We start from the raw sequence: 11,708 nt of genomic DNA, 5'->3' as shown, positions 1-11,708 counted from the left end.
GTAGCAGGCTGCGCTCGCATCTGTCGTATGTCCCCTCGGTTTTCGAGGCGCCACCGGATTCATCCAATGTGGCGCTTCCTTGGCTGTCCGGCTTCTTCAGAGCGACACGGGCTCCCGGCGTAGCAGTACCTACGACTTCAATGTCCGTACCGGAGCCCTTTCCCACATGACGAGCAGCACCGAGACCACCGCCACCACCCCGCAGGTTGCGGTCAACGACATCGGTAACGAGGAAGCTTTCCTCGCCGCTATCGACGAGACGATCAAGTACTTCAACGATGGCGACATCGTCGACGGCGTCATCGTCAAGGTTGACCGGGACGAGGTTCTCCTCGACATCGGTTACAAGACCGAAGGTGTCATCCCGAGCCGCGAGCTCTCGATCAAGCACGACGTCGACCCCAACGAGGTCGTCGCCGTCGGTGACGAGATCGAAGCCCTTGTTCTCCAGAAGGAGGACAAGGAAGGCCGCCTGATCCTCTCGAAGAAGCGCGCCCAGTACGAGCGCGCCTGGGGCACCATCGAGAAGATCAAGGAAGAGGACGGCATCGTCACCGGTACCGTCATCGAGGTCGTCAAGGGTGGTCTCATCCTCGACATCGGCCTCCGTGGCTTCCTCCCGGCCTCCCTGGTCGAGATGCGCCGCGTCCGCGACCTCCAGCCCTACGTGGGCAAGGAGCTCGAGGCGAAGATCATCGAGCTGGACAAGAACCGCAACAACGTGGTCCTGTCCCGCCGTGCCTGGCTGGAGCAGACCCAGTCCGAGGTCCGCCAGACGTTCCTCACGACCCTCCAGAAGGGTCAGGTCCGTTCCGGCGTCGTCTCCTCGATCGTCAACTTCGGTGCCTTCGTGGACCTGGGTGGCGTCGACGGTCTGGTCCACGTCTCCGAGCTCTCCTGGAAGCACATCGACCACCCCTCCGAGGTTGTCGAGGTCGGCCAGGAAGTCACCGTCGAGGTCCTCGACGTCGACATGGACCGCGAGCGTGTCTCCCTGTCGCTGAAGGCGACGCAGGAAGACCCGTGGCAGCAGTTCGCCCGGACCCACCAGATCGGCCAGGTCGTGCCCGGCAAGGTCACGAAGCTGGTTCCGTTCGGTGCGTTCGTCCGCGTGGACGAGGGCATCGAGGGTCTGGTCCACATCTCCGAGCTGGCCGAGCGCCACGTGGAGATCCCGGAGCAGGTCGTCCAGGTCAACGACGAGATCTTCGTCAAGGTCATCGACATCGACCTCGAGCGCCGCCGCATCAGCCTCTCGCTGAAGCAGGCCAACGAGTCCTTCGGTGCCGACCCGGCCTCGGTCGAGTTCGACCCGACCCTGTACGGCATGGCCGCGTCGTACGACGACCAGGGCAACTACATCTACCCCGAGGGCTTCGACCCCGAGACCAACGACTGGCTCGAGGGCTTCGAGTCGCAGCGTGAGGTCTGGGAGAACCAGTACGCCGAGGCGCAGACGCGCTTCGAGCAGCACCAGGCCCAGGTCATCAAGTCCCGTGAGGCCGACGCGGCTGCCGCCGCCGAGGGCGGGGACGCCGCGGGCGCGGCTCCGGCCGCGGGTGGCGGTGGCGGTTCGTACTCCTCCGAGGGTGCGGACACCTCCGGCGCGCTGGCTTCGGACGAGGCGCTCGCCGCGCTGCGTGAGAAGCTGGCCGGTGGGCAGAGCTGAATGCTGGCTCGCTGAGGCTTAGCCGGTAACTGAAGGGCCGTACCTTTCGAGGTGCGGTCCTTCAGTGCTGTGCGGGCTTGTGTTTTGGCTGACCGCCGGTGGGGGCTTGTCGCGCAGTTCCCCGCGCCCCTACCGGGCGCGTTCTGCATACCCCCGACATGAAAAGGCCGTAAGAGATGGGCTGATCAGGGGCCCGGGTGGGAATGCCGCTGTTTCAAGGCGTGTTGAAGCGTATGAACACGAGGAGGAGCGGTCACTGTGCTTGATCCGCAGGGTTTGTACGCATGGGAGCCTAAGGGCCTCGCCGTTGTCGACATGGCGCTCGCGCAGGAGTCGGCCGGTCTTGTCATGCTCTACCACTTCGACGGATACATCGACGCGGGCGAGACCGGCGACCAGATCGTCGACCGGCTGCTCGACTCGCTGCCCCACCAGGTCGTGGCCCGCTTCGACCACGACCGGCTCGTGGACTACCGGGCCCGCCGCCCGCTGTTGACATTCAAGCGCGACCGGTGGACCGAGTACGAGGAGCCCACGCTGGAGGTGCGGCTCGTGCAGGACGCCACCGGGGCGCCCTTCCTGCTGCTGTCGGGGCCGGAGCCGGACGTGGAGTGGGAGCGCTTCGCCGCGGCGGTCCAGCAGATCGTGGAGCGGCTCGGGGTGCGGCTGTCCGTGAACTTCCACGGCATCCCCATGGGCGTCCCGCACACCCGCCCCGTCGGGCTCACCCCGCACGGCAACCGGCACGACCTCGTGCCAGGACACCGCAGCCCCTTCGACGAGGCGCAGGTGCCCGGCAGCGCCGAGGCCCTGGTCGAGTACCGGCTCATGGAGGCCGGTCACGACGTCCTGGGCGTCGCGGCGCACGTCCCGCACTACATCGCGCGCTCGCCGTACCCGGACGCGGCCCTGACCGTCCTGGAGGCCATCACGGCCGCCACCGGCATGGTCCTGCCCGGTATCGCGCACGCCCTGCGCACCGACGCGCACCGCACCCAGACCGAGATCGACCGCCAGGTCCAGGAGGGCGACGAGGATCTCGTGGCCCTTGTCCAGGGCCTTGAGCACCAGTACGACGCGGCGGCCGGGTCGGAGACCAGGGGCAACATGCTCGCGGAGCCGGTGGACATCCCGTCGGCGGACGAGATCGGCCTGGAGTTCGAGCGTTTCCTCGCGGAGCGCGAAGGCGACAACTGAGCCCGGTGAGGTGGCCCGGTGGGGTGCGCCGGCACCGGCGCGCCCTAAGCTTCGGCCCATGCTGAAGGTGGGCCTGACCGGCGGTATCGGCGCCGGCAAGAGTGAGGTGTCCAAGCTCCTCGTGGAGCAGGGCGCTGTCCTGATCGACGCGGACCGTATCGCGCGCGAGGTCGTCGCACCGGGGACGCCCGGCCTCGCCGCGGTCGTGGAAGCCTTCGGCGAGGACGTGCTCGCCGAGGACGGCGGCCTCGACCGGCCCAAGCTGGGCTCGATCGTCTTCGCCGACCCGGACCGGCTCGCCGTACTCAACTCGATCGTGCATCCGCTGGTGGGCGCCCGGTCCCGCGAGCTGGAGTCCGCCGCCGCCCCGGACGCCGTCGTCGTGCACGACGTCCCGCTCCTCGCGGAGAACTCCCTCGCCCCGCTGTACGACCTCGTGATCGTCGTCGACGCGAGCCCCGAGACCCAGCTCGACCGTCTCGTCCGGCTGCGCGGCATGACCGAGCAGGACGCACGCGCGCGTATGGCCGCGCAGGCGGCGCGCGAGAAGCGGCTGGAGATCGCGGACGTCGTGATCGACAACGACGTACCCCTGGACGAGCTGCGGCAGCGCGTGGCGGATGTGTGGGCCGATCTGGAGCGGCGGACCCGCGGGTCACAGGCGTCCCAGGAATAGCGTGCGCCTGTCCGGGCGTTGAACCCTTCCAGTGAGGGAAGGACTTTGCCGTGCCCGAGACCAGCGGTTCGACCGGACGTACTCCGGAGACGCATGTCATCGATTTCCGCGCCGCCGAGCAACTGCTCGCCGCGCGGGACCCGCGCGGCGCGGTGAAACTGCTCGACCAGGTCATCGCAGCCCACCCGGAGAACACCGCGGCCCGGCTGCTGCGCGCGCGTGCCTTCTTCGCCGCCGCGCAACTGCGGCCCGCCGAGCTGGAGTTTACCGTCGTCCTGGAGCGTGAGCCGGACAACGCCTTCGCTCACTTCGCGCTCGCCCGCACCTACGAGCGGCAGGGGCGGCCCGACCAGGCCAGACGCCACTTCCGGCTGGCGGCGGCGCTGGATCCGAAGCCGGAGTTCGTGAAGGCCGCGCGGTTCGACTCCTGAGCCGTGTCGCGGCCCGGCGGGGGCTCTGTCGGCGTCGTGACGCCCTCAGGGCTTCGCCGGTGGCCGGCCGGGGCCGTTCTCCGGCGGGCGGTACGGCGGGATGCCGGGGCCCGGCTGGTAGTGCGGGCCCTGGCGGATGTGCCGGAGGACCACCGTCAGGTCGGCGGTGACCACCAGCCACAGCACCCCGCAGGCGAGGGCCCACCAGGGCCGTCCCGCCAGCGCGAACGCGGCCGTGCCGAAGATCGCCCAGACCACGCCCCACACACTCAGCCAGAACCGCGCCCGCAGCGCACTGCGCGCGGTCGACGGCTCACTGCCCGTACGCATCGGGATCACTCCTCCTGCTTGCAACGTACTCTTCGGAACGACGGGCACCAAAGGGTCGAACAGGAGGGCACCGCGTGCTTCCGGACGCCGACGAGCTGGCCGAGGTGCTGGTGGAACTGGCCGTACCGCACGAGGACGTCAACGAACTCGTGCGCATCGGCCGGCGGGTCATGGACGACCCGGAGCTGCGGCGGTTCCTGGAGCACTCCGTCGCGGAACTGGTCCGGGACATCGGGGAACTCGGCGACCCGGTCGACCTGCCCGAGCTGGACTGGCCGGCCGGCGCCCTCCAACGCTGCTTCCCCGTCTACGTGTTCGTCGCGGCGCTGCCCTGGACGCGCGCCTTCCACCGGGAGCGCGGCATCCCGGCCGACGTCTCCCGGCGCACCCTCGCCGACCTCGGGCGGAACATGGCCGTGCACCGCAGACGGTACGGCAGGGCGGGCGTGCAGTCCCCGCGGTGGCTGACCCATCACTTCCGGGGCGAGCTGTACCAGCTGGGGCGGCTCCAGTTCGAGCGCACGCTGTACGGACCCTGGCACCGGCGCAGCCTCGTGGCGGCCGGACTCGACCTCACCCCCGGCACGCCCTGTCTGAGCCTCCACATCCCCGACTTCCTCGGCCCGCTGTCCCCGGCCGCCTGCGACCGCTCGCTCGCCCTGGCCGAGGCGTTCTTCGCCCGGCACTTCACGGAAGAGCACCGGGCCGCGCTGTGCCATTCCTGGCTGCTCGACCCGCAGTTGAAGCGCTATCTGCCCGGGGGCTCCCACATCGTCCGCTTCCAGGAGCGGTTCCGGTTGGCCCCCGAGGACGCGGAGCCCGCGGACAGCGAGCCGGTGCAGTTCGTGTTCGGCGACCCGGAGCTGCCGGTGGCGGGGCTGCCCCGGCGGACGGTCCTGGAGCGGGCCGTCGGGGATCATCTGCGGGACGGCGGGCATTGGTACATCGGGCACGGGTGGTTTCCGCTGTAGCTCGGACGGGTGAATGTGTGCGACAGGGGAACGGCCGTGCGGGTGCGGGCCGTTGGACCGGCATGGAACTGAGGATGCGAGCGGGACACCAGGGGACGGGGCCGGGGGCGATCACTCCGGACGGGTGCGCGGTCGAGCTGTACTCGCGGCTGCCGGTGGGGGCGGAGCCGGATGTCGTCGCCGGTGCGGTGCCGGCGGGGGCGCGCATCCTGGAGCTGGGGTGCGGGGTGGGGCGCATGACCCATCCGCTGCTGGAGCGGGGGTTCGCGGTCACCGCGGTGGACGAGTCCGCGGAGATGCTCGAGCGCGTCCGGGGCGCGCGCACGATCCGCGGGCCCATCGAGGAACTCGATCTCGGTGAGACCTTCGACGTGGTGCTGCTCGCGTCGTTCCTCGTGCACAACGCGGACCCGGAGGTGCGGCGCGGGATGCTGCGCGCCTGTGCCCGGCATGTGGCGGTGGGCGGTTGCGTGCTGATCCAGCGCGAGGGTGAGGACTACCACGCCGACGTGCCGCGCGAGCGGGTCGACCCCAGTGGGTTCACCGTGCGGATCGTGTCCTCGGAACCGGTGGCGGAGGGCGTGAACTCGGTGCATGTCGAGTACGACTTCCCGGACGCGACCTGGACTCAGACCTTCCGGGCCAGGCTGTTGACGACCGGGCAGTTCGAGGAGGCGCTGGGGGAGGCGGGGTTGAGAGTGGACCGGTATCTGACGGAGGACCGGATATGGGTGCGGGCGGTGGCCGTCTGAGGAAATCGGCCGTGGCGCGGCGATGAGTTCGGGACCGGGTGCGGGTCTACCTCTTCGACAGCAACACGGACCGCTTCCCACAGGAGACCCTCATGTCCGAGACCACCGTCCCCGCCGCCCGCACCGCCGCTTCCCCGGTCATCGCCGAGTCCAGCACGGCGCGCGGACGCCGGGCCCGGATCGCCCTGCGCGCCCTTCAGGTCGTCCTCGCGCTCTTCTACGTGGTCGCGAGCGCGCTTCCCAAGCTGATCGCGCACCCCTCGGCCGTGGAGGGCTTCGACAGGATGGGCTGGGGGAGCACGGGGATGTACATCATCGGCGTGCTCGAACTCGCCGGTGGGGTCGCCCTGTTGATCCCGGTGCTCCAGTCGGTGGCGGCCGTGGCGCTGAGCGGGCTGATGGTCGGCGCGTTCGTCGTCCAGCTCACCTACTTCGACGGGGAGAACGCGGCGACTCCGCTCATCCTGATCATCCCGCTCGCCCTGATCGCCTGGGCCCGACGGGGGCACAACTCGGATCTGCTGCGGGTGGTGCGACGACGGTCATGAGCGGGACGGCCGCGCGGCGGCTGCGGTGAGGCCGGTGCTCTGCCCTTCGGGGAGGGGGCCGGTTTCACCGTGGTGGCTGACGGGTGTTCTGTTCGGGAGTGGTTGTCCGGATTGTCCGGGTGGTGGGAGTGGTTCGAGTGGTCCGCTTCGGCTGAGGGGCTTGCTCGGGTGCCCGCGCTTTTTGCCTTGTCGGGAGTCGGGTCCGCCGGGTCACTCCGATCCGGCAGACCCGCTCAAACCCCCGACGGACCCCCGGTCCCGGTCGGCCCGCTCGGTCCGCTGAAGCGGCCGTTGCGGTTGGCCTCCTTGAGGCCGCGCAGGCGCTCCAGTTCGCGGCGGTCCCGCTTGGTGGGACGGCCGGCGCCGCGGTCTCGGATGCCGGCGGGGGCGACGGCCTCGCGGGGCGGCGGAGGGGGAGAGTTGTCGACGTAGCACTGGGCGGCCACGGGCGCGCCGACCCGCTTGCGGATGAGGCGCTTGACGATCACGACCCGTTCCCGGCCCTCCTGCCGGACACGGACCTCGTCGCCGACGCGCAGGGAGTGGGCGGGCTTCACCCGGTCACCGTTCACCTGCACATGCCCGCCCCGGCAGGCCGTGGCTCCCGCGGAGCGGGTCTTGACCAGCCGCACGGACCAGATCCAGCTGTCGGTCCGCACGGACTGCCCGTCCTGCGGCACGGCCGCCTCCGCGGCGGCTACGGCAGCGGCGACCTGCGGGTCCTCCGGGTTTTCCGGGGTGCCGGGGGCGTCGGGGGCGGCCGCGAGGCGGTCCGGGTCGGGGGCCTCGGTCCCGGGACCGTCGGCCGTCCTGCCGACCCGGTCCACCCCACCCGTCTTGTTGTCACCCGCACGCTCCACAGCCATGCGACCGACCTTAGTACCCGAGGCCCCGCACCCTGGACGGCTTTTCCAGCGGAGCCCGCGCCTGCCCGTCTTCGAGCCCGCTCGCGTGAGGCCCCGGCCTCATGCGCCCCACCCCGCCACGAGCCCGTACCGTGGATCCATGAACCCCCTCGCCGATCTGGACCACCGGATCTCCGGCTGCCGGGCCTGTCCCCGGCTGGTGGAGTGGCGGGAGGAGGTGGCGCGGACCAAGCGGGCCGCGTTCGCCGACTGGTCGTACTGGGGGCGGCCGGTGCCGGGGTTCGGGCCGTCGGACGCGGGGATGCTGATCGTCGGGCTGGCGCCGGCCGCGCACGGCGGGAACCGTACGGGGCGGATGTTCACCGGTGACCGTTCCGGGGATGTGCTGTACCAGGCGCTGTACGACGTGGGGCTCGCCTCGCAGCCGACCGCCGAGAGCATGGACGACGGGCTGGAGCTGTACGGCGTGCGGATCACCTCGCCGGTGCACTGCGCGCCGCCCGCCAACAAGCCGACGCCGGGGGAGCGGGACACGTGTCGGCCCTGGTTGGTCCGGGAACTGGAGCTGCTGCGGCCGACGTTGCGGTCCGTCGTCGTGCTGGGTGCCTTCGGCTGGCAGGCGGCGCTGCCCGCGTTCGCGGAGGCCGGCTGGAGCGTGCCCCGCCCGCGGCCGGTCTTCGGGCACGGGGCGCGGGTGTCGCTGGGCGGGCTGGAGCTCTTCGGCTGCTTCCACGTCAGCCAGCGCAACACCTTCACCGGCAAGCTCACGCCCGCGATGATCCGGGAGGTGCTGGCCACGGCGGCGGAGGCTGCGGGGCTGCGCCGGGACGGCCGTACGGGATGAGGGGGTACGGCGGAAGAGGGCGCGCCGGGGTCCGGGTGCATGCCGTGGGCGCGGCGCGCCCCTGCTGAACTCGGCGTCGGGGACCGGCAAGTGCGCGCGCCGCAGCGCCCTTCAGAACCCCAGGGTTCAAAGCATCTCGGCGGTGTCGCCGAACAACTGACGTACCGTCGACTCGTAGTTGGTCCGCACGTGTGCCAGGGCGTGTGCGCGGGCCCGGTCCGGGTCGCCGGAGGCGATGGCCTCGTACAAGTCGCGGTGTTCGACGAGGAGTTGGGGCCACTCCTCGTTCCTGCGGGTCATCCAGCGCAGCCGGCCGGCGACCGGTTCCAGGGCCTCGACCAGCAGGCTGTTGCGGGCCATGGACACGATGCTGTCGTGCAGACGGCTGTTGACGTCCGTGATCGTCTCCGCGTCACCCGCCTCGGTGGCGGTCGCCGCGAGGTCCAGGAGCCGTTCGACCTCGGCCAGGTCCTGCGGGGTGGCACGGGCCGCGGCCAGGCCGGCGGCGTACACCTCCAGGGCCTCGCGCAGTTCGAAGAGTTCCTTGACGTCGTTCGGGGTCAGGCGCCGTACGACTGTCCGGCGGGGCGTCTCGAAGTGGACGAAGCCCTCGGCGACCAGTGCGCGGATCGCCTCGCGGACCGGTACCCGGGAGACCCCGAAGCGGTCGGCCAGCTCCCGCTCGACCAGCCGGTCGCCCGGGCGCAGCCCGCCCGCGATGATCTCCTGCCGCAGGGTGGCCAGGACGCGTTCGCGGACGGCGCCGAGGGGCTCGATGTTCGTCGTGGAGCTCATGGAGCCATCTTCGCCGACTCCGGTGGTGTTTTACGAAGCGTTGGGACGCCCGATCTCCCGGGATCGCGTCTGTGCAGGTCAGGTGCTTGGAGAGAGATCGCGGGGCAGCTCGGCCGTGATGCGGAGCCCGCCGGAGGGGCGCGGGGCGAGGGTGAGGGTGCCGTCGTGGGCGTGGGTGATGGTCTTGACGATGGCCAGGCCGAGACCCACGCCCGCGTGGTCGGTGTGCAGGCGTTCGGTGCCGCGCTGGAACGGTTCGGTGAGGGTCGAGATGAGCCGTGGGGTGAGTTTTTCTCCGGTGTTCTCGACGGTGATTCTCACGGTTTTCCGGTGGAGGCTCGTATGGACCCACACGGTGCCTTTTCCGGGCAGGTTGTGGACGATCGCGTTGTGCACGAGATTCATGGTCAGTTGCAGCAGAAGAGGTTGCGATCCGACGGTGGGAGTGATTTCTCCTGAGGTCTCGATGGTGATTTCGTGCTTTTCCGCGAGGGGGAGCAGGGTTTCCGTCGCCTCTTCCGCCATGAGGGACAGATCGACGTGTTCCCGGCTGAACGACCGCTGTTCGGCACGGCTTACCAGGAGCAGCGCCTCGGTGAGGTCGATCGCCCGGGTGTTCACGGTGTGGAGGCGTTCGATGAGTTCGCCGGTGTCGCGATTCGGATCGGTGCGGGCCACTTCGAGAAGTGATTTAGAGATCGCCAGCGGGGTGCGCAGTTCGTGCGAGGCGTTGGCCGCGAATCTGCGTTGTTCGGCGACATGCGCTTCGAGCCGGTCGAGCATTGTGTCGAAGGCGTCGGCGAGTTCGCGGAACTCGTCCTTGTGGCCCGGCAGCCGGATCCGGTGGCTGAGCGAACCGTTGGCGGCGGTGCGGGTGGCGTCCGTGATGCGGGTCAGGGGCGCGAGCATCCGGCCGGCGAGGAACCACCCGCCCGCGAGACCGAACACCAGCAGGAACGCCAGCGCGCCGGCCGCGGTCGGCGCGAAGGCGCGTGCGACGGCGAGCCGGTAGTTGGGCACCAGGATGAGCCCGACATGGGTCACCCGGTTCAGGAACAACCACCCGGCGGCGAGCAGCATGACACCGGCCACCATGACGAACCCGGCGTAGCTGAGGGTGAGTTTGAGGCGGACGCTCAACCCGGGCGGCCTATCCACGGTCTGCTCCGTCGGGCCCGGCCTCCGGCTGGGTGTCGATGCGGTAGCCGACGCCGGGCACGGTGGCGATGATCCACGGTTCGCCGAGCCGCTTGCGCAGTGCCGAGACGGTGATGCGCACGGCGTTGGTGAACGGGTCGGCGTTCTCGTCCCACGCGCGTTCCAGCAGGGCCTCGGCGCTGACGACCCCGCCCTCGGCGGCGGCGAGGACCTCCAGCACGGCGAACTGCTTCCTGGTCAGCGCGACGTAGCGGCCGTCCCGGTAGACCTCTCGGCGGAACGGGTCGACGCGCAGCCCGGCGATCTCCCGCACCGGCGGCCTGCTGTGGGCGCGTCGGCGGTCGAGGGCGCGGAGCCTGAGCGCGAGTTCCTGGAGTTCGAACGGTTTCGTGAGGTAGTCGTCGGCACCGAGTTCGAAGCCGGAGGCCTTGTCGTCGATGCGGTCGGCCGCGGTGAGCATGAGGATCGGCATACCGGTGCCGGAGGCGACGATGCGTTTGGCGATCTCGTCGCCGGACGGTCCGGGGATGTCCCGGTCGAGGACCGCGATGTCGTACGCGTTGACACTCAGCATTTCCAGCGCGGTGTCGCCGTCCCCCGCGAGGTCCGCCGCGATCGCCTCCAGGCGCAGGCCGTCGCGGATGGCCTCGGCCAGAAAGGGCTCGTCCTCGACAATCAGCACACGCATGGTCTGGATGCTACGAGTCGGCGCATATCGTCGGCGTATCGAAATCCGCATACGTGTCGGCAACACGGGGTTGCCTTGACTGGCGGCATGACTCGAACCTCACGATCGGTGCTGTTACTCGTCGTCGGGCTGCTGGCCGTCGTAGGCGTGATGACCGTGGTCCTTGTCCGGCAGGGGGCCGGGGAGTCGTCGGCCCCGGCGTCATCGTCGTCCTCCGGCTCGGGATCGGACGCCGCGCGTCTGAACACGTTCCGTGTCGAGCGACCTGGCGCGCCCGTGCAGGCCGGTGGCGCAGGTGAGGCCGGTCAGGCCGGCGGGGCCCGTGAGGCCGATGGAGCCGTGCCCGACGGTGTGACGGTGTTCGACGGCGATGTCCCGGCCGTGGCCAAGCTCGATCCGGAGCTGCTCCAAGCCCTGCGCCGGGCGGCGACGGAGGCCGCGCACGACGGCGTCGGGTTCGGCGTCAACAGCGGCTGGCGTTCCCCGGCGTACCAGAACCGGCTCCTTCGCGAGGCGGTCGCCGAGTACGGGTCCGAGGAGGAGGCCGCGCGCTGGGTGGCCACCGCGCGGACGTCCCCGCACGTGTCGGGGGACGCGGTCGACATCGGGCCCTCCGACGCGACGGCCTGGCTGTCCGAGCACGGCGCCGCGTACGGGCTCTGCCAGATCTACCGCAACGAACCCTGGCACTACGAACTGCGTCCCGCGGCGACCGGGCACGGCTGTCCGCCGATGTACGCCGATCCCACGCAGGACCCGAGGATGCAGCAGTGACCGACAGTG

General features: G+C 70.4%; 14 protein-coding genes. 9 read left to right on the top strand and 5 right to left on the bottom strand.

Going from position 1 to position 11,708, the window contains the following annotated elements; all coding sequences use genetic code 11:
* The first annotated feature begins 166 nt into the window (after positions 1–166).
* From rpsA to G3I78_RS21110, 4 genes are all read left to right on the top strand, one after another.
* On the top strand, positions 167–1,669 hold the full coding sequence (gene rpsA, locus G3I78_RS21125) for a 30S ribosomal protein S1 (RefSeq protein WP_164426841.1): 1,503 nt from the start codon (positions 167–169) through the stop codon (positions 1,667–1,669).
* A gap of 258 nt (positions 1,670–1,927) precedes the next feature.
* Positions 1,928–2,866, top strand: a complete 939-nt coding sequence (locus G3I78_RS21120) for a PAC2 family protein (RefSeq protein ID WP_164426839.1) — start codon at positions 1,928–1,930, stop codon at positions 2,864–2,866.
* A 58-nt stretch (positions 2,867–2,924) separates the two neighbouring features.
* Positions 2,925–3,542, top strand: coding sequence for a dephospho-CoA kinase (gene coaE, locus G3I78_RS21115; RefSeq protein ID WP_164426837.1), 618 nt, complete (start codon positions 2,925–2,927; stop codon positions 3,540–3,542).
* A gap of 50 nt (positions 3,543–3,592) precedes the next feature.
* Entirely contained in the window at positions 3,593–3,973 is a 381-nt protein-coding gene (locus G3I78_RS21110; protein WP_164426835.1) for a tetratricopeptide repeat protein, read from the top strand.
* Positions 3,974–4,018: 45 nt separating this feature from the next.
* Here the strand turns inward: G3I78_RS21110 and G3I78_RS21105 are convergent, their stop codons facing one another.
* Positions 4,019–4,303 (bottom strand): DUF6343 family protein, encoded by a 285-nt coding sequence (locus G3I78_RS21105; protein ID WP_164426833.1) that lies wholly within the window; start codon positions 4,301–4,303, stop codon positions 4,019–4,021.
* Positions 4,304–4,377: 74 nt separating this feature from the next.
* Between G3I78_RS21105 and G3I78_RS21100 the strand changes: the two genes are divergently transcribed.
* From G3I78_RS21100 to G3I78_RS21090, 3 genes are all read left to right on the top strand, one after another.
* Complete coding sequence (locus G3I78_RS21100; RefSeq protein WP_164426831.1) at positions 4,378–5,274, top strand: acyltransferase domain-containing protein; 897 nt, start codon at positions 4,378–4,380, stop codon at positions 5,272–5,274.
* Positions 5,275–5,336: 62 nt separating this feature from the next.
* Positions 5,337–6,026, top strand: coding sequence for a class I SAM-dependent methyltransferase (locus G3I78_RS21095; protein ID WP_164426829.1), 690 nt, complete (start codon positions 5,337–5,339; stop codon positions 6,024–6,026).
* A 92-nt stretch (positions 6,027–6,118) separates the two neighbouring features.
* Positions 6,119–6,574, top strand: coding sequence for a DoxX family protein (locus G3I78_RS21090; protein ID WP_203615238.1), 456 nt, complete (start codon positions 6,119–6,121; stop codon positions 6,572–6,574).
* 233 nt (positions 6,575–6,807) lie between these two features.
* Here the strand turns inward: G3I78_RS21090 and G3I78_RS21085 are convergent, their stop codons facing one another.
* The gene (locus tag G3I78_RS21085) at positions 6,808–7,440 is read right to left on the bottom strand and encodes an RNA-binding S4 domain-containing protein (RefSeq protein ID WP_164426825.1); all 633 of its coding nucleotides are present in this window, start codon (positions 7,438–7,440) and stop codon (positions 6,808–6,810) included.
* A gap of 139 nt (positions 7,441–7,579) precedes the next feature.
* Between G3I78_RS21085 and G3I78_RS21080 the strand changes: the two genes are divergently transcribed.
* Positions 7,580–8,284 (top strand): uracil-DNA glycosylase, encoded by a 705-nt coding sequence (locus G3I78_RS21080; protein ID WP_164426823.1) that lies wholly within the window; start codon positions 7,580–7,582, stop codon positions 8,282–8,284.
* A gap of 126 nt (positions 8,285–8,410) precedes the next feature.
* Here G3I78_RS21080 and G3I78_RS21075 read toward each other — a convergent pair whose 3' ends face one another.
* The 3 genes from G3I78_RS21075 to G3I78_RS21065 all read right to left on the bottom strand — a co-directional run bounded on the left by G3I78_RS21075 (position 8,411) and on the right by G3I78_RS21065 (position 10,925).
* Entirely contained in the window at positions 8,411–9,079 is a 669-nt protein-coding gene (locus G3I78_RS21075; protein WP_164426821.1) for a GntR family transcriptional regulator, read from the bottom strand.
* Positions 9,080–9,157: 78 nt separating this feature from the next.
* Complete coding sequence (locus G3I78_RS21070) at positions 9,158–10,237, bottom strand: HAMP domain-containing sensor histidine kinase (RefSeq protein WP_164426819.1); 1,080 nt, start codon at positions 10,235–10,237, stop codon at positions 9,158–9,160.
* Positions 10,230–10,925 (bottom strand): response regulator transcription factor, encoded by a 696-nt coding sequence (locus tag G3I78_RS21065; protein WP_164426817.1) that lies wholly within the window; start codon positions 10,923–10,925, stop codon positions 10,230–10,232. The genes G3I78_RS21070 and G3I78_RS21065 overlap by 8 nt, the downstream gene beginning before the upstream one ends.
* A gap of 87 nt (positions 10,926–11,012) precedes the next feature.
* On the opposite strand from G3I78_RS21065, the gene G3I78_RS21060 reads away from it, so the two are divergent.
* On the top strand, positions 11,013–11,699 hold the full coding sequence (locus G3I78_RS21060) for a M15 family metallopeptidase (protein ID WP_203615237.1): 687 nt from the start codon (positions 11,013–11,015) through the stop codon (positions 11,697–11,699).
* Positions 11,700–11,708: the final 9 nt, after the last annotated feature.

The organism is Streptomyces sp. SID13726 (genome assembly GCF_010548375.1).
Classification (GTDB): domain Bacteria; phylum Actinomycetota; class Actinomycetes; order Streptomycetales; family Streptomycetaceae; genus Streptomyces.
The sequence above is the reverse complement of the archived record's forward strand: the minus strand, read 5'-3'. Positions and strand labels throughout refer to the sequence as shown.